This window comes from Methylobacterium sp. Leaf89 (genome assembly GCF_001422215.1).
Lineage (GTDB): Bacteria > Pseudomonadota > Alphaproteobacteria > Rhizobiales > Beijerinckiaceae > Methylobacterium.
The window spans coordinates 1-18,700 of the sequence record NZ_LMML01000024.1; the positions used below are offsets into that span (position 1 = coordinate 1).

Below are 18,700 nucleotides of genomic sequence, written 5' to 3' on the forward strand. Positions count from 1 at the left end.
CTTCGCCATCCGTGAAGGCGGACGCACCGTCGGCGCAGGCGTCGTCGCCGCCATCAACGAGTAGACCCGCCGCCATCGGGCGCCCCTCGCGGGACACCCGACCGGTGACACGACGCGGCGCCCCGGATCGCTCCGGGGCGCCGTTGTCGTTTCCGAGGTCCGCATTTCCCAGGTCCGCGTTTCCAGGGTCCGCGCCGGCCTGAGAGCCGTCGCGAAGGTTCTTCGCCGACGACGCCGTTTGACCATTGCGAAGCCCTCGCGACCGGTCTATAGCAGCGCCGCGGCGGAGGACTCGTCCTTCGCATAGGAGTGTAGCTCAACTGGTCAGAGCGCCGGTCTCCAAAACCGGAGGTTGCGGGTTCGAGTCCCTCCACTCCTGCCATTTGGCCGCATCAGACCCGTCGATCCTCCCAGCCCTCTTCCCTTTCAGCAGATCGCTCCTCAGCGAAGTCCGGCCGGGCGTAGTCGACAAGCCCGGCGACTTGCGTTAGAGCGGTCGCCTTCCGAGATCGATGAAGGCCGTCGATGCAGGCTCCTCCCCGGAGCTGCCGCGTTGCGCTTTCCCGAAGCTCGGGCCGATCTCCCTGTTGTTGGCGCCATGGCATCGAACGAAGCATCGAAGAAAGTGGATCTCGCGCGCACCCCGCAGCGCGGCTCCACCACGCCGACGCCCCCTCGGGCGACCCCGCCGGTGCGCCCCGCGCAGAAGCGCGTGGGTCCGGCCGAGTTCCTGAGCCAGGTTCGCGACGAGGGCCGCAAGGTCACGTGGCCGACCCGCAAGGAGACCGTCGTGACCACCGTGATGGTGTTCATCATGGTTGTGGTGGCGAGCATCTTCTTCACGGTGGTGGACCAGGCGCTGCGCTATCTCGTGACTCTGATCCTCGGGGTCGGCGCCTAACAACTTCTCGGCCCGGGCGCGCTGCGGCGTGATCGGGCTGACTGACGTCAGGATTTGGTGAGAACCGTGTCGAAGCGCTGGTACATCGTCCACGCCTACTCGAATTTCGAGAACAAGGTCGCGCAGTCCATCAAGGATCAGGCGGCCCAGCGTGGCCTGATGGAGCTGTTCGACGAGGTCATGGTTCCGACCGAGAAGGTCGTCGAGGTGCGCCGGGGCCGCAAGGTCGATGCGGAACGCAAGTTCTTCCCCGGCTACGTCTTGGTGAAGTGCGACCTGACCGACGAGGTCTACCACCTCATCAAGAACACCCCGAAGGTGACGGGCTTCCTGGGCGCCGACAAGTCCAAGCCGGTTCCGATCCCGGATGCGGAGGCCGAGCGCATCAAGGGGCAGGTCGCCGAGGGCGTCGACCGTCCCAAGCCCTCCGTGTCCTTCGAGATCGGCGAGACGGTTCGGGTTTCCGACGGTCCCTTCGCCTCCTTCAACGGCACCGTCGAGGAGATCGACGAGAGCCGGTCGCGCCTCAAGGTCGCCGTGTCGATCTTCGGCCGCGCCACGCCGGTCGAGCTCGAATACGGGCAGGTCGAGAAGGTCTGATCCAGCCCCATTTCGGGTGAGCCGTCCCCGGCTCGCCCCATGTCACTTCCCGCCCGGCCTCGGCCGCGCGCGAAACCACCGTCCCGCGCGACGGTGTCATACGCGGGAGGCCCGCCCGGTTCGCCACCGGGGTCCACGGACCGAACCGCGACCTGCAACCGCCCGTTCCGTCCGCGCTGAGGCCAGCCGGATGCCGGGCATTCTTTGGGAGCAGTCCCTATGGCAAAGAAGATCACGGGCTACGTGAAGCTTCAGGTTCCGGCCGGCGCCGCGAACCCGTCGCCGCCCATCGGCCCCGCGCTCGGTCAGCGCGGCCTCAACATCATGGAATTCTGCAAGGCCTTCAATGCGAAGACCTCCCAGATCGAGAAGGGCACCCCGATCCCGGTCGTCATCACGGCGTACCAGGACCGCTCCTTCACCTTCGAGATGAAGCAGCCGCCGGTCACCTTCTTCCTGAAGAAGGCCGCCGGCCTGAAGATCGGCAAGAAGCCGGCTTCCGGCTCGAAGACCCCGGGCAAGGCCGGCTCCAATGTCGGCAAGGTGACCGAAGCGCAGCTGCGCGAGATCGCCGAGAAGAAGATGCCCGACCTGAACTGCGACTCGGTTGACGCCGCCGTCGCCATGATCCGTGGCTCCGCGCGGGCCATGGGCCTCGACGTCGTCGCTTAAGGGGAGGGCACAATGGCACACGAAGGCAAGCGCATCCGCGCCGCCCGCGAGGGCATCGACGCGCTCAAGCTCTATCCCATCGACGAGGCGATCAAGCTCGTGAAGGAGAAGGCCAGCGCCAAGTTCGACGAGACCGTCGAGATCTCGATGAATCTCGGCGTCGACCCGCGCCACGCCGACCAGATGGTCCGCGGCGTCTGCAACCTGCCCAACGGCTCCGGCCGCACGGTGCGGGTGGCGGTGTTCGCCCGCGGCGCCAAGGCCGACGAGGCCAAGGCTGCCGGCGCCGACATCGTGGGCGCCGAGGACCTCCTCGAGATCGTCCAGAGCGGCAAGATCGAGTTCGATCGCTGCATCGCGACCCCCGACCTGATGCCGCTCGTCGGCCGTCTCGGCAAGGTGCTCGGCCCGCGCGGCCTGATGCCGAACCCGAAGGTCGGCACCGTGACCATGGACGTGAAGGGCGCCGTCGCCGGCGCCAAGGGCGGCTCCGTCGAGTTCCGCGTCGAGAAGGCCGGCATCATCCACGCCGGCATCGGCAAGGTCTCGTTCGACGCCGACAAGCTCGTCGAGAACATCAAGGCTTTCGCCGACGCCGTCTCCAAGGCGAAGCCCGCCGGCGCCAAGGGTCAGTACGTCCAGCGCGTCGCCGTGACCTCCTCGATGGGTCCGGGCGTGAAGGTCGAGCCTGCGAGCGTGCTCACCGCCTGATCCTTCAGGCTTGAACACACTGGAAGCGCCCGGCCTCGCGGCCGGGCGTTTTCGTTTGTGCTCAGGCTCGCCGGAAGGGCTTCTCGGCTTGCGGCCGGCCCAAGCCCTCAGGAACGTGTTCCCCGATTACCAAGGATCGGCGGTGGGGGCCGACGCACGATCAAAGAGCCGTGAGGGAGGAATGCCCCGCGCCGTTCCAAGAGCGGACGGTCGTCGGAGCGCCCAAGAAAAGAACACAGGAGGGTGACGCCTTCGCGTAGGCCTGTGCTAGGTATGCAGTCATGCGATGCTCCCTCTCCGTGACCTCGAAGCGACGCATTCTGTGCGTCTTTCCCGCCTACACGCCGTCCTTCGGGACCTTCTCTCACGCCTACCCCCTGATGGGCGGCGTGAAGGCCTTCATGCCCCCGCAAGGGCTCCTGCTGATCGCGGCCTACATGCCCGAGTCGTGGGAGTACCGGTTCATCGACGAGAACATCGCCCGGGCCGGCGCAGCGGACTTCGCCTGGGCCGACGCGGTGTTCGTGTCCGGCATGCACATCCAGGCCCCGCAGATCCGGGATATCTACGCCCGCGCCCACGCGGCCGGGAAGGTGACGGCGCTGGGCGGCCCCTCGGTCTCTGGCTCCCCCGAGCAGTATCCCGAATTCGACTACCTGCATCTCGGCGAGATCGGTGACGCCACCGACGAGTTGGTCGCGATCCTCGACCGCGATGTCTCGATCCCGGCGGCCCAGGTCCGCCTGGAGACCAAGGAGCGGCTCCCGCTCTCGGACTTCCCGGCCCCTGCCTACGAAGCGGCGCCCCTCAAGCGCTACCTCATCGGATCGCTGCAATTCTCCTCGGGTTGCCCCTATCGCTGCGAGTTCTGCGACATCCCGCAGCTCTACGGCCGTCAACCGCGCCTGAAGAGCCCCGAGCAGATGCTCGGTGAGCTTGACGCCATCATCGCGCAGCCCGGCCATCCGGCGGTGGTCTACTTCGTCGACGACAACTTCATCGGCAACCGCAAGGCCACGAAGGACATGCTGCCCCACCTCGTGGCGTGGCAGAAGAAGAACGACTATCCGCTCCAGTTCGCCTGCGAGGCGACGCTGAACATGGCCAAGCAGCACGACATCCTCGAGCTGATGCGGCAGGCCAACTTCATGACCGTCTTTGTCGGCATCGAGACGCCCGAGGAGGACGCCCTCGCGGGAATCGACAAGAAGCACAACGCCGCCGTGCCGATGTACGAGGCGATCGAGACCCTGAACCGCTTCGGCCTCGAGGTGACCTCGGGCATCATTCTCGGCCTCGACACGGACACCGATCAGTCGGAGCAGAAGCTCATCGACTTCATCGACAAGTCGGCCGTGCCGGTGCTGACGATGAACCTCCTGCAGGCGCTGCCCAAGACGCCGCTCTGGGATCGCCTGACCCGCGAGAACCGCCTCGTCCACGATGCGGCGCTCGAATCGAACGTGCTCTTCAAGCGTCCGCACGACGACGTCGTGGCCTCCTGGCGCCGGGCCATCGCCCACGCCTACGAGCCGGCACAGATCTTCGAGCGATTCCGGCACCAGGTGGAGGTGACCTACCCGAACCGGATCAAGACGCCGGTCAGGGGCAAGCTTACCCGCACCAACCTGCGCCGCGGCCTCGTGCTCGGCTTCAACATCGCTGTGCGCGTCGGACTGCTGTCCGATTACCGGCGGGTGTTCTGGCGCGCCGCCGGCCACGCCCTGAAGCGCGGACAGATCGAGGCGGTGTTCAACATGGGCTTCGTCGCCCACCACCTCATCCGCTTCACCCGGGAAGCCCTGCGCGGCGAGCACAATGCCTCGTTCTACGCCGCCAAGGCGGACCAGAAGCGCGACGCCCGCGAGCCCTGGTGGCGGGCCGCCCGCAAATTCCTGCCGACCTGACAGGCTTTTGCGGCCCATCCGCAGGCGGCTTCGGGCCGCCTGCGGCGTCAAGGGAAAAGCGTCGCCTGCGACGGAATAATCGCCCCGGGGCACTTGGCAGGCTGCTTGCAAGGCTCTATAGACCCCGCTCAACGTTTTCATACATGAGAAAGGAATCGACCGATCGGTCGCATTCCGATTGAGAGATCGCCTGGGCAACCAGGTGATGTTGGCCGGAAGGCTTTGAGGGGCATGAAACCCCTTCTGAGCTTCGTCCGGCCATGTCCTGTCCGAGACTGCAGGCGCCGGGTCACCGGCTTAATCCACACGCCTGCACAGACTGGGAAGACCGAAATTCTACTGCCCTCGCCGGGTCCGCATCGCGCGGGCAGGGTGAGGCATCGGTTTGAACCATCTCACCCATGTCGTCCACCCGTTCCGGGGGGCGGTAGGGGACAGGGCCGTGAAGCGTCGCCAAGGACGTTCCGGCTTCGTGTTAAGCCGAGTTCCGTCCCGGGCGGCATGTGCAACCGGCGGACCCGTTTTCGGGTTCCGCCAACCGGAGAGAGCCCCAGTGGACAGGACAGCCAAAGCTGATCTCGTCTCGACGCTCAACGGCGTGTTCGCGAACACCGCCGTCGTCGTCGTGGCCCACTACAAGGGCCTCACGGTCGCCGACATGCAGAAGCTGCGCTCGCAGATGAAGCAGGCCGGCGCCACCGTGAAGGTCACCAAGAACCGCCTCGCCAACATCGCTCTCGATGGCACGGACGTCGCCTCCATCAAGCCCCTCCTGAAGGGTCCGACCCTGCTCGCCTATTCGAGCGATCCGGTCGCGGCCGCCAAGGTTGCGGTGGACTTCGCCAAGGTCAACGACAAGCTCGTGATCCTCGGCGGCGCCATGGGCACGACCGCCCTGAACCCGGACGGTGTGAAGGCCCTCGCCTCGCTGCCGTCCCTCGACGAACTGCGCGGCAAGATCGTGGGCCTCATCCAGGCTCCCGCGACCAAGGTCGCCCAGGTCGTCAACGCACCGGCGGCCAAGCTCGCCCGCGTGTTCGGGGCCTATGCCACCAAGGACGAGGCTCAGGGCGAAGCGGCCTGAGGCCGCATCGCCCTTTTCAACCCATCCGTTCAAACCGATATCCAAGGGAATACCAACATGGCTGATCTTGCCAAGCTCGTCGACGACCTGTCCTCGCTGACCGTTCTCGAGGCTGCCGACCTCGCCAAGATGCTCGAAGAGAAGTGGGGCGTCTCGGCCGCCGCTGCAGTCGCCGTGGCTGCCGGCCCGGCCGCCGGTGGTGGCGCTGCCGCCGCCGCCGAGGAGCAGACCGAGTTCACGGTCATGCTGACCGCCGCTGGCGACAAGAAGATCGAGGTCATCAAGGAGGTCCGCGCGATCACCGGCCTCGGCCTCAAGGAAGCCAAGGACCTCGTCGAGGGCGCTCCGAAGGCCGTCAAGGAGTCCGTCAACAAGGAAGAGGCCGAGAAGCTCAAGGCTCAGCTCGAGAAGGCTGGCGCCAAGGTCGAGCTCAAGTAAGACACTGCGATGGGCCGTTCCGGCCCGTCACTCTCCGTCGGGCCCCTCCGGGCCTGACGGCACCAACGGCCCGCGGGTTCACGCCCGTGGGCCATGGTCGCTTCAAGCGGCCCGACCGGCCCGCGCAAGGGCCACGGGATTTTCAGTTCGGGAAGGCGTCGTCCGGCGGGGCGGGCCCGAAGCCTGGTTGCGGGAGGCAGACGCCTTCCCCGGGCACCCGGTACGCGGGACGTAGGAGCGAGGTCACCCATGGCCAACACGCTGGTCGGTCGCAAGCGGATTCGCAAATTCTTCGGCAAGATCAAGGAAGTCGCCGAGATGCCGAACCTCATTGAGGTTCAGAAGGCGTCCTACGACCAGTTCCTGATCATGGATGAGCCGGAAGGCGGACGGGGCGACGAAGGCCTGCAGACCGTGTTCAAGTCGGTCTTCCCGATCTCGGACTTCTCCTCGACGGCCCTCCTCGAGTTCGTGAAGTACACGTTCGAGCAGCCGAAATACGACGTCGACGAGTGCCGCCAGCGCGGCATCACGTACGCAGCCCCGCTCAAGGTCACGCTGCGCCTCATCGTGTTCGATGTGGATCCGGATACCGGTGCGAAGTCGGTCAAGGACATCAAGGAGCAGGACGTCTACATGGGCGACATGCCCTTGATGACGGAGAACGGCACCTTCATCGTCAACGGCACCGAGCGCGTCATCGTCTCGCAGATGCACCGCTCCCCGGGCGTGTTCTTCGACCACGACAAGGGCAAGACTCACTCGTCGGGCAAGCTCCTGTTCGCCGCCCGCATCATCCCGTATCGCGGCTCCTGGCTCGACGTCGAGTTCGACGCCAAGGACATCGTGCACGTCCGCATCGACCGGAAGCGCAAGCTCCCGGTGACGTCGCTGCTGTTCGCCCTCGGCCTCGACGGCGAGGAGATCCTGTCGACCTTCTACAACCGCGTGATCTACGACCGGGACGGTGCCGACTGGCGCGTGCCCTACGACGCCGAGCGCCTGAAGGGCTTCAAGGCCTCCGTCGACCTCATCGACGCGGAGTCCGGCGAGGTCGTGCTCGAGGCCGGCAAGAAGCTGAACGCCCGCAACGCCCGGCAGATCGCCGAGCGCGGCGTGCAGTTCCTCAAGGCCACCGACGAGGACCTGATCGGCCAGTACATCGCCGAGGATCTCGTCAACGCCAAGACCGGCGAGATCTGGGCCGAGGCCGGCGACGAGATCTCCGACAAGCTCCTGAAGAGCCTCGAAGAGGTCGGCGTCTCCGAGCTTCCGGTTCTGGACATCGACCACATCAACGTCGGTCCCTACATCCGCAACACCCTTGCGGTGGACAAGAACTCGGCTCGCGAAGGCGCGCTGTTCGACATCTACCGGGTCATGCGCCCGGGTGAGCCGCCGACCCTCGACACCGCCGAGGCGATGTTCCACTCGCTGTTCTTCGATTCCGAGCGCTACGATCTCTCAGCCGTCGGCCGCGTGAAGATGAACATGCGCCTCGACCTCGACGCCGAGGACACCGTGCGGACGCTCCGCCGCGAGGACATGCTCGCGGTCGTGAAGGCGCTGGTGGACCTGCGCGACGGCAAGGGCGAGATCGACGACATCGATCACCTCGGCAACCGCCGGGTGCGCTCGGTCGGCGAGCTGATGGAGAACCAGTACCGCCTCGGCCTGCTCCGCATGGAGCGCGCGATCAAGGAGCGCATGTCCTCCGTCGACATCGACACGGTGATGCCGCAGGACCTCATCAACGCGAAGCCCGCGGCCGCGGCCGTGCGCGAGTTCTTCGGCTCGTCGCAGCTTTCGCAGTTCATGGACCAGACGAACCCGCTCTCGGAAGTGACGCACAAGCGTCGCCTCTCGGCGCTTGGCCCGGGCGGTCTGACCCGCGAGCGCGCCGGCTTCGAGGTGCGCGACGTTCACCCGACCCATTACGGCCGCATCTGCCCGATCGAGACGCCGGAAGGCCCGAACATCGGTCTGATCAACTCCCTCGCCACCTTCGCACGGGTGAACAAGTACGGCTTCATCGAGACCCCCTTCCGGCGGGTGAAAGACGGCGTCGTCACCACCGACGTCGCCTATCTCTCGGCGATGGAGGAGGCGAAGTACTACGTCGCCCAGGCCAACGCGCAGATGGACGAGACCTTCAAGCTGACGGAGGACCTCGTGGTCTGCCGTCGGGCCGGTGACGTCATCGTCGTGCCCCCCGATCGCGTCGATCTCATGGACGTGTCGCCGAAGCAGCTCGTCTCGGTCGCCGCCGCGCTCATCCCGTTCCTCGAGAACGACGACGCGAACCGTGCGCTGATGGGCTCGAACATGCAGCGCCAGGCGGTGCCGCTGGTGCGCGCCGATGCGCCCTTCGTCGGCACCGGCATGGAGGCCGTGGTCGCCCGCGACTCCGGCGCCGCCATCGCCGCCCGCCGCACCGGCATCGTCGACCAGGTGGACGCCACCCGTATCGTCATCCGGGCTACCGAAGAGGCCGACGCCAACAAGCCCGGCGTCGACATCTATCGCCTGCAGAAGTTCCAGCGCTCCAACCAGTCGACCTGCATCACGCAGAAGCCGCTCGTTCGCGTCGGCGAGGCCGTGAAGAAGGGCGAAATCATCGCCGACGGTCCCTCGACGGAGTTCGGCGAGCTCGCCCTCGGCCGGAACGTGCTCGTCGCGTTCATGCCGTGGAACGGCTACAACTTCGAGGACTCGATCCTGCTCTCCGAGCGGATCGTGAAGGATGACGTGTTCACCTCGATTCACATCGAGGAATTCGAGGTGATGGCCCGAGACACCAAGCTCGGTCCGGAAGAGATCACCCGCGACATCCCGAACGTCTCCGAAGAGGCGCTCAAGAACCTCGACGAAGCCGGCATCGTCTATATCGGCGCCGAGGTTCACGCCGGCGACATCCTTTGCGGCAAGATCACGCCGAAGGGCGAGAGCCCGATGACGCCGGAGGAGAAACTCCTCCGCGCCATCTTCGGCGAGAAGGCGTCCGACGTGCGCGACACCTCGCTCCGGGTCCCCCCGGGCGTGACCGGCACGATCGTCGAGGTCCGGGTGTTCAACCGCCACGGCGTCGACAAGGATGAGCGCGCCCAGGCGATCGAGCGCGAGGAGATCGAGCGCCTCGCCAAGGACCGCGATGACGAGCAGGCGATCCTGGATCGCAACACCTACGCGCGTCTCGCCACGGTCCTCATCGGCCAGGCGCCCATCGCGGGGCCGAAGGGCTTCAAGAAGGAGGCCACGCTCACCCGCGAGCTCCTCAGCGAGTACCCGCGTTCGCAGTGGTGGCAGTTCGCCGTCATCGACGACCGTCTCATGACCGAGATGGAAGCGATGCAGAAGCAGTACGACGAATCGAAGAAGCGCCTCGAGCAGCGCTTCCTCGACAAGGTCGAGAAGCTGCAGCGCGGCGACGAGCTCCCGCCCGGCGTCATGAAGATGGTCAAGGTCTTCGTGGCGGTGAAGCGCAAGATCCAGCCCGGCGACAAGATGGCCGGTCGCCACGGCAACAAGGGCGTCGTCTCCCGGATCGTGCCGATCGAGGACATGCCGTTCCTGGAAGACGGAACGCATGCCGACATCGTCCTGAACCCGCTCGGCGTGCCCTCGCGCATGAACGTCGGCCAGATCCTCGAGACTCACCTGGGTTGGGCCGCGGCCGGACTTGGCCGCAAGGTCAGTCAGGCGGTGGATGCCTACCTGCGCAGCAACGACATCGCGCCCCTGAAGGCAGAGATGGAGGCGATCTACTCGCCGTCCGAGCTGGAAGGTCTGACCGACGAGGAGATGGCGGAGGCCGCCAACAACGTGCGCCGCGGCGTACCGATGGCGACCCCGGTGTTCAACGGCGCAAAGGAAGCCGACATCGAGCAGATGCTGGAGATGGCCGGTCTCGACCGGTCGGCCCAGTCGACACTCTATGACGGCCGCTCGGGCGAGCCCTTCGACCGTAAGGTGACGATGGGCTACATCTACATGCTGAAACTGCACCACCTCGTGGACGACAAGATCCACGCTCGGTCGATCGGCCCGTACTCCCTGGTCACCCAGCAGCCGCTGGGCGGAAAGGCGCAGTTCGGCGGTCAGCGCTTCGGCGAGATGGAGGTCTGGGCCCTCGAAGCCTACGGCGCCGCGTACACGCTGCAGGAGATGCTCACGGTCAAGTCGGACGACGTCGCAGGCCGCACCAAGGTCTACGAGGCCATCGTGCGCGGCGACGACACCTTCGAGGCCGGCATCCCCGAGTCGTTCAACGTGCTCGTCAAGGAAATGCGCTCGCTGGGTCTCAACGTGGAGCTCACCTCCTCGAAGAAGCTCGCCAACGACCAGATCGAGCCGCCCGCAGAGGCGGCCGAATAACCACCGCATCACGCTCCCGCGCCGGGTTAGACCCCGGCGCGGTCGGAGCGGGGAGGGGCAGGGCCTCCCGTTCTACGGTCAGTGACGATCCGGCCGGTCGTTGCGCCGCATCCGTTTTCAGCACGCGGTCAGCCCCTCGGCGGAGGGTGCGCCACGTCAGCAGGAGTAGATCATGAACCAAGAGGTCATGAATCTTTTCAACCAGCAGGCTCAGCCCCAGAGCTTCGACCAGATCAAGATCTCGATCTCGTCGCCGGAGAAGATCCTCTCGTGGTCTTTCGGCGAGATCAAGAAGCCCGAGACGATCAACTATCGCACGTTCAAGCCCGAGCGTGACGGCCTGTTCTGCGCGCGGATCTTCGGACCGATCAAGGATTACGAGTGCTTGTGCGGCAAGTACAAGCGCATGAAGTACAAGGGCGTCATCTGTGAGAAGTGCGGCGTCGAGGTCACCCTCGCGCGCGTCCGGCGCGACCGCATGGGCCATATCGAGCTCGCCGCCCCCGTCGCCCACATCTGGTTCCTGAAGTCGCTGCCCTCGCGCATCGGCCTGCTGCTCGACATGGCCCTCAAGGACCTCGAGCGGATCCTGTACTTCGAGTCCTACTGCGTCATCGAGCCGGGCCTCACCCCCCTCAAGGAGCGTCAGCTCCTGTCGGAGGAGGAGTACCTGCGCGCTCAGGAGGAGTACGGCGAGGACAGCTTCACCGCCATGATCGGCGCCGAGGCCATCCGCCGAATCCTGCAGGAGCTCGACCTCGACGGCATCGCCGATGCCCTGCGCGAGGAGATTGCTACCACCACGTCCGAGCTGAAGCCCAAGAAGCTCCTCAAGCGCCTGAAGATCATCGAGGCCTTCCAGATGTCGGGCAACAAGCCCGAGTGGATGATCCTCACCGTGGTTCCGGTGATCCCGCCGGATCTGCGCCCGCTCGTCCCCCTGGACGGCGGCCGCTTCGCCACGTCCGATCTCAACGATCTCTACCGCCGCGTCATCAACCGCAACAACCGGCTCAAGCGGCTGATCGAGCTGCGGGCGCCGGACATCATCATCCGCAACGAGAAGCGCATGCTTCAGGAGGCGGTCGACGCGCTGTTCGACAACGGCCGCCGCGGCCGCGTCATCACGGGCGCCAACAAGCGTCCTCTGAAGTCGCTCGCCGACATGCTGAAGGGCAAGCAGGGCCGCTTCCGTCAGAACCTCCTCGGCAAGCGCGTCGACTATTCCGGCCGTTCGGTCATCGTCGTCGGTCCGGAGCTGAAGCTGCACCAGTGCGGCCTGCCGAAGAAGATGGCGCTGGAGCTGTTCAAGCCGTTCATCTACGCGCGCCTCGACGCCAAGGGCTTCTCCGCCACGGTGAAGCAGGCCAAGAAGCTCGTGGAGAAGGAGAAGCCGGAGGTCTGGGACATCCTCGATGAGGTGATCCGCGAGCATCCGGTGATGCTGAACCGCGCGCCGACCCTGCACCGCCTCGGCATCCAGGCCTTCGAGCCCAAGCTGATCGAGGGCAAGGCGATCCAGCTGCACCCGCTGGTCTGCACCGCCTTCAACGCGGATTTCGACGGCGACCAGATGGCCGTGCACGTCCCCCTGAGCCTCGAGGCTCAGCTGGAAGCGCGCGTCCTGATGATGTCGACCAACAACATCCTGCATCCGGCGAACGGTCACCCGATCATCGTGCCGTCGCAGGACATCGTGCTCGGCCTCTACTACCTGTCGATCGTGGCCGAGGGGGCGATCGGCGCCTTCGACCCGACCAACAAGCAGAACCCGATGCAGGGCGTCTTCGGCAACATCGGCGAGCTCGAGCACGCCCTGGCGGCCAAGACCGTCAAGCTGCACACGAAGATCCGCTGGCGCTGGAACGGCATCGGCCCCGATGGCGAGCCGCTGACGAAGACCTACGACACCACGCCGGGCCGGGTGATCCTGTCCACGGCCCTGCCGCAGCACGCCAAGGTGCCTTTCGACGTCGTCAACAAGCTGATGACCAAGAAGGAGATTTCCGCGATGATCGACACCGTCTATCGCCACTGCGGTCAGAAGGAGTCGGTGATCTTCTGTGATCGCATCATGGCGCTGGGCTTCAACCACGCGTTCAAGGCCGGCATCTCGTTCGGCAAGGACGACATGGTCGTGCCTGCGAACAAGTGGTCGATCGTCGGGTCGACCCGCGATCTGGTCAAGGAGTTCGAGCAGCAGTTCAACGACGGCCTGATCACCCAGGGTGAGAAGTACAACAAGGTCGTCGACGCCTGGGGCAAGTGCTCGGCCCGGCTCGCGGACGAGATGATGGCCGCGATCTCTGCGGTCCAGAAGGACGAGAACGGGACCGACAAGCAGGTCAACTCGGTCTACATGATGGCGAATTCCGGCGCCCGCGGCTCCCGCGAGCAGATGCGCCAGCTCGCCGCCATGCGCGGCCTGATGAGCAAGCCCTCGGGCGAGATCATCGAGACGCCGATCATCTCGAACTTCAAGGAAGGCCTCGACGTGCTCGAGTACTTCAACTCCACCCACGGTGCCCGTAAGGGTCTCGCGGACACGGCGTTGAAGACCGCGAACTCTGGCTACCTGACCCGCCGTCTCGTCGACGTGGCCCAGGACGCCGTCATCCGCGAGGTCGATTGCGGCACCACCAACGGCATCCGCATGCGCGCCATCGTGGATGCCGGCCAGGTCGTGGCCCCGCTCGCCATCCGCATCCTTGGCCGCGCCACGGCCGAGGATCTGGTGGCCCTCGACGGCACGGTGATCGTCAAGACCAACGAGACGATCGAGGAGAAGCACCTGCCGGCCATCCAGGCCGCCGGGATCCAGGAGGTCAAGATCCGTTCGGTGCTCGTCTGCGCCACGAAGAGCGGCGTCTGCGCCACCTGCTACGGGCGCGATCTCGCCCGCGGCACGCCCGTGAACATGGGTGAGGCGGTCGGCGTCATCGCCGCCCAGTCGATCGGCGAGCCGGGCACCCAGCTCACCATGCGCACCTTCCACATCGGCGGCGCCGCCCAGATCTCCGACTCGTCCTTCATCGAGTCGAGCTTCGAGGGCACGATCAAGATCCGGAACCGCGCCCTGGCACGGAACTCGGATGGCGATCTCATCGCCACCGGCCGCAACGTCTCCATCGTCATCGTCGGGGTCGACGGCACCGAGCGCGCCAACCACCGCCTGCAATACGGCGCGAAGTTGCGCGTGGACGAGGGCGACACCGTCAAGCGGGGCCAGCGCATCGCCGAGTGGGACCCCTACACCCGTCCGATCATCACCGAGACGGACGGAATCGTGGCCTACGAGGACCTCATCGACGGCCAGTCGATCACCGAGACCACCGACGAGTCGACCGGAATCGCCAAGCGCGTCGTCATCGACTGGCGCGGGACGGCCCGCACCGCCGACCTCAAGCCGGCGATGCTGGTGCTCGATGCCGACGGCAAGCCGATGAAGCTGCCGCGCGGCTCGGACGCCCGCTACTTCCTGCCCGTCGACGCCATCATCGGCTACGATCCGGGTGCGAAGGTGAAGGCCGGCGACATCCTGGCGCGCGTCTCCGCCGACTCGGCCAAGACCCGCGACATCACCGGCGGTCTGCCGCGGGTGGCGGAACTGTTCGAGGCCCGTCGTCCCAAGGACGCGGCCATCATTGCGGAGAAGTCGGGTACGATTCAGTTCGGGCGCGACTACAAGAACAAGCGTCGCCTGACGCTGACGCCGCATGATGGGTCCGAGGCGGTCGAGTACCTGATCCCGAAGGGCAAGCACATCCACCTTCAGGACGGCGACGTGGTCGAGCTCGGCGACTACATCGTCGATGGCAATCCGGCCCCGCACGACATCCTGGCGATCAAGGGCGTGGAGGAGCTCGCTGCCTACCTCGTCAACGAGATTCAGGAAGTCTACCGGCTGCAGGGCGTGTCGATCAACGACAAGCACATCGAGGTCATCGTCAGGCAGATGCTGCAGAAGGTCGAAATCACCGACGGCGGCGATTCCGACATCCTGACGGGCGACCAGATCGACCGGACGGAGCTGGCGGAGATCAACGAGAAGCTGCTTGCCGAGGGCAAGAAGCCGGTCGTGGGCGTACCGGTCCTCCTGGGTATCACCAAGGCAAGCCTGCAGACGAAGTCGTTCATCTCGGCGGCGTCGTTCCAGGAGACCACCCGCGTGCTCACCGAGGCGGCCGTCAACGGGAAGATCGATTACCTCGAAGGACTCAAGGAGAACGTGATCGTCGGGTCGCTGATCCCGGCCGGCACGGGCTCCATGGCGGCCGAGATCCGCGCCGTGGCGCGCCGTCGCGACAACCTCATCCTGCAGCAGAAGGCCGCCGAGAGCGGGGCTCAGCCCCTCTCCGAGCTGCCGCCCGCCGCGGAATAAGCGATCGCTCCAACGCGACGAATAGGAAGGGGCCGCCCCAAGGGGCGGCCCCTTTCGCATGGGTGCCTTCCGTCCGGATCTGCTGCGCGTTCGTGCCCCGCAACTTCATGAACTTGTAACGGAATGGGTTGACGCGGGGCGAATCCGCCTCTATCAGGCCCTCATTGAACGGCTGGCCGTAGGCAGCAATCGATCGTGAGGCCCAGAGCCTCGATCCAGGCTTCCTAAACGCATCCGACTTCAACAGACGAACACGTGTCAGCCCGGCACGATCGCTTGCTTCGATGCAGGTGATCCTCTGCTTGCAACGGCGCGCCAAAGGCTGACATCAGCCTGGGGCGCGGCTTTGCGTTTCGTCGCACGCCACGTGCGATGCCGGGGCCGGCCAGAACGAGATTTGGATTTCGACGGTCACCGCTGCAGGTGACGCGTTTCGAGAGGATTGGCATGCCGACGATCAACCAGCTGATCGCTCAGCCGCGCAAGGCGCAGAAGAGCCGCAACAAGGTGCCGGCGCTCGACGCCTGCCCGCAGAAGCGTGGCGTCTGCACCCGCGTCTACACGACGACCCCGAAGAAGCCGAACTCCGCGCTCCGCAAGGTTGCCAAGGTTCGCCTGACCAACGGCTTCGAGGTCATCGGTTACATCCCGGGCGAGGGCCACAACCTTCAGGAGCACTCCGTGGTGATGATCCGCGGCGGCCGCGTGAAGGACCTTCCCGGCGTGCGCTACCACATCCTGCGCGGCGTGCTCGACACGCAGGGCGTCAAGGGCCGCAAGCAGCGCCGCTCCAAGTACGGCGCCAAGCGTCCGAAGTAAAACCGATATTCGCGCACCCTGTAAGGATGTCGCCGGCCTCCCAGAGGCTCAAGGCGGCCTGCGCAGGGTGGTTTCAAGAAGACCAAGTTTAAGACGGAGCGAGCGATGTCCCGCCGCCATTCTGCCGAGAAGCGTGAGATCATCCCGGACCCGAAGTACGGGGACATCGTGCTGACCAAGTTCATGAATTCGATCATGTACGAGGGCAAGAAGTCCACTGCTGAGCGGATCGTCTACGGTGCCTTCGACATCGTCGAGAACCGCGCCCGCGCCAACCCGATCGAGGTCTTCCGCGCTGCCCTCGAGAACGTCGCCCCGGCCATCGAAGTCCGCTCCCGCCGCGTCGGCGGCGCGACCTACCAGGTCCCCGTCGAAGTGCGTACGGAGCGCCGCCAGGCGCTCGCCATCCGTTGGCTGATCCAGGCTGCCCGCGGCCGGAACGACCGCACCATGGTCGAGCGTCTCTCCGCGGAGCTGCTCGACGCCGCGAACAACCGCGGCAACGCCGTGAAGAAGCGGGAAGACACCCACCGGATGGCGGAAGCCAACCGCGCCTTCTCGCACTACCGCTGGTAAGCGGACCCGGACCCTTTCAGGAGCAATCCGATGCCCCGCACGCACGCGATCGAGGACTACCGTAACTTCGGCATCATGGCTCACATCGATGCCGGCAAGACCACGACCACCGAGCGGATCCTCTACTACACCGGCAAATCCCATAAGATCGGCGAAGTCCACGACGGCGCCGCGACGATGGATTGGATGACGCAGGAGCAAGAGCGTGGCATCACGATCACGTCCGCCGCGACCACCTGCTTCTGGCGCGACAAGCGCCTGAACATCATCGACACTCCCGGCCACGTGGACTTCACCATCGAGGTGGAGCGCTCGCTCCGCGTTCTCGACGGCGCCGTCTGCGTGCTTGACGGCAACCAGGGCGTCGAGCCCCAGACGGAAACCGTCTGGCGCCAGGCCGACAAGTATGACGTGCCGCGCGTCGTGTTCGTCAACAAGATGGACAAGATCGGCGCTGACTTCTTCAAGTGCGTGGCCGACATCATCGACCGGGTCGCCGGTAAGCCTGTATGCCTGCAGCTGCCGATCGGTGCCGAGACGACCTTCAAGGGCGTCATCGACCTGATCAAGATGAAGGCCATCGTCTGGACTTCCGAGAAACTTGGCGCAGATTTCTCCGAGACCGAGATCCCGGCCGATCTTGCCGACCAGGCTGCGGAATACCGCATCAAGCTCGTCGAGGCTTGCGTCGAGATGGATGACGACGCGATGGCCGCGTATCTGGACGGCGTCGAGCCGGATCAGGCAACGATGCACCGCCTCGTCCGCACGGCCGTGCAGCGTCGTGCTTTCCATCCCGTGCTCTGCGGTTCGGCCTTCAAGAACAAGGGCGTTCAGCCGCTCCTCGATGCGGTCGTGGATTATCTGCCGTCGCCCGCCGATCGCGGCGAGATCAAGGGCCTCGACTTCAAGACCGAGGAAGAGACCGTCCGTCACCCGGCCGATTCCGATCCCTTCTCCATGCTCGCCTTCAAGATCATGGACGACCCGCACGTCGGCACGATCACGTTCTGCCGGGTCTACTCGGGCAAGATCGAGTCCGGTGCCAACGTACTGAACTCCTCGCGCGACAAGAAGGAGCGTGTCGGCCGCATGCTCCTGATGCACGCCAACAACCGCGAGGACGTCAAGGAAGCCTTCACGGGCGACATCGTCGCCCTGGCCGGCCTCAAGGAAACCCGCACGGGCGATACGCTGTGCGATCCGAAGGACGCCGTCATCCTCGAGAAGATGGAGTTCCCGGAGCCGGTGATCGAGATCGCCGTCGAGCCGAAGTCCAAGGCCGATCAGGAGAAGCTCGGAATCGCCCTGGCCAAGCTCGCCGCCGAGGACCCGTCGTTCCGGGTCTCGACGGACCAGGAGTCGGGCCAGACCATCCTTCGTGGCATGGGCGAGCTTCACCTCGACATCAAGGTCGACATTCTGCGCCGGACCTACATGGTCGATGCGAATATCGGTCAGCCGCAGGTGGCGTATCGTGAGAAGCTGACGAAGCGCACCGAGATCGACTACACCCACAAGAAGCAGACCGGTGGTACCGGTCAGTTCGCCCGGGTGAAGTTCATCGTGGAGCCCAACGAGCCCGGCAAGGGGTTCGAGTTCTCCTCGAAGATCATCGGCGGCACGGTGCCGAAGGAGTACATCCCGGGCGTCGAGAAGGGTCTGAATTCGGTGCTCGGCGCCGGTATTCTGGCCGGCTTCCCGGTGGTCGACATCAAGGTCGAGCTGATCGACGGCGCCTATCACGATGTCGACTCGTCGGCCCTCGCCTTCGAAATCGCCTCGCGGGCCGCGCTCCGTGAGGCCCTTCAGAAGGGCGGCTCGGTGCTCCTCGAGCCGGTCATGAAGGTCGAAGTCGTCTCGCCGGAAGAGTATACCGGCTCGGTGATCGGCGATCTCAACTCCCGCCGCGGCCAGATCCAAGGCCAGGACATGCGTGGCAACGCGAACGTCATCAACGCGATGGTGCCGCTGGCCAACATGTTCGGTTACGTGAACCAGCTCCGGTCCTTCTCGCAGGGCCGTGCCAACTTCACGATGCAGTTCGACCATTACGAAGAGGTGCCGCGCGGCGAGGCCGAGAAGGTCGTCGCCAAGTACGCCTAAGCCGGCGGCGCCCTTCGGGCGCCTCCCGCACCCCTTCAGACGCAACATCAGATCAGACGGAGCCTATCATGGCCAAAGAGAAATTCGCGCGTACGAAGCCGCACTGCAACATTGGCACGATCGGTCACGTG

At 65.5% G+C, this 18,700-nt stretch carries 12 protein-coding genes and 1 tRNA gene; all 13 read left to right on the forward strand.

Annotated elements, in window-relative coordinates; all coding sequences use genetic code 11:
• Positions 1–305 precede the first annotated feature (305 nt).
• Positions 306–382 (forward strand) — tRNA-Trp (locus ASF18_RS09315).
• A gap of 216 nt (positions 383–598) precedes the next feature.
• Complete coding sequence (gene secE, locus ASF18_RS09320) at positions 599–901, forward strand: preprotein translocase subunit SecE (RefSeq protein ID WP_056218145.1); 303 nt, start codon at positions 599–601, stop codon at positions 899–901.
• A gap of 66 nt (positions 902–967) precedes the next feature.
• Positions 968–1,501, forward strand: a complete 534-nt coding sequence (gene nusG / locus ASF18_RS09325) for a transcription termination/antitermination protein NusG (RefSeq protein WP_056218143.1) — start codon at positions 968–970, stop codon at positions 1,499–1,501.
• A 219-nt stretch (positions 1,502–1,720) separates the two neighbouring features.
• Positions 1,721–2,173, forward strand: a complete 453-nt coding sequence (gene rplK / locus ASF18_RS09330) for a 50S ribosomal protein L11 (RefSeq protein ID WP_056218139.1) — start codon at positions 1,721–1,723, stop codon at positions 2,171–2,173.
• Positions 2,174–2,185: 12 nt separating this feature from the next.
• Entirely contained in the window at positions 2,186–2,884 is a 699-nt protein-coding gene (gene rplA / locus ASF18_RS09335) for a 50S ribosomal protein L1 (RefSeq protein ID WP_056218136.1), read from the forward strand.
• Between the two features lie 281 nt (positions 2,885–3,165).
• Complete coding sequence (locus ASF18_RS09340; RefSeq protein WP_056351044.1) at positions 3,166–4,791, forward strand: B12-binding domain-containing radical SAM protein; 1,626 nt, start codon at positions 3,166–3,168, stop codon at positions 4,789–4,791.
• Between the two features lie 553 nt (positions 4,792–5,344).
• Complete coding sequence (gene rplJ, locus ASF18_RS09345) at positions 5,345–5,875, forward strand: 50S ribosomal protein L10 (protein WP_056351046.1); 531 nt, start codon at positions 5,345–5,347, stop codon at positions 5,873–5,875.
• A 57-nt stretch (positions 5,876–5,932) separates the two neighbouring features.
• Positions 5,933–6,313 (forward strand): 50S ribosomal protein L7/L12, encoded by a 381-nt coding sequence (rplL, locus tag ASF18_RS09350; RefSeq protein WP_056218129.1) that lies wholly within the window; start codon positions 5,933–5,935, stop codon positions 6,311–6,313.
• Positions 6,314–6,562: 249 nt separating this feature from the next.
• On the forward strand, positions 6,563–10,687 hold the full coding sequence (gene rpoB / locus ASF18_RS09355) for a DNA-directed RNA polymerase subunit beta (RefSeq protein WP_056275830.1): 4,125 nt from the start codon (positions 6,563–6,565) through the stop codon (positions 10,685–10,687).
• 172 nt (positions 10,688–10,859) lie between these two features.
• On the forward strand, positions 10,860–15,068 hold the full coding sequence (gene rpoC / locus ASF18_RS09360) for a DNA-directed RNA polymerase subunit beta' (RefSeq protein WP_056275827.1): 4,209 nt from the start codon (positions 10,860–10,862) through the stop codon (positions 15,066–15,068).
• Positions 15,069–15,515: 447 nt separating this feature from the next.
• Positions 15,516–15,887 carry a 30S ribosomal protein S12 gene (rpsL, locus tag ASF18_RS09365; RefSeq protein ID WP_018044234.1) on the forward strand — a complete coding sequence of 124 codons (372 nt, stop codon included), beginning with the start codon at positions 15,516–15,518 and terminating at the stop codon, positions 15,885–15,887.
• A 105-nt stretch (positions 15,888–15,992) separates the two neighbouring features.
• Entirely contained in the window at positions 15,993–16,463 is a 471-nt protein-coding gene (gene rpsG / locus ASF18_RS09370) for a 30S ribosomal protein S7 (protein ID WP_055954713.1), read from the forward strand.
• A gap of 30 nt (positions 16,464–16,493) precedes the next feature.
• Entirely contained in the window at positions 16,494–18,569 is a 2,076-nt protein-coding gene (gene fusA / locus ASF18_RS09375; protein WP_056275823.1) for an elongation factor G, read from the forward strand.
• Positions 18,570–18,700 lie beyond the last annotated feature (131 nt).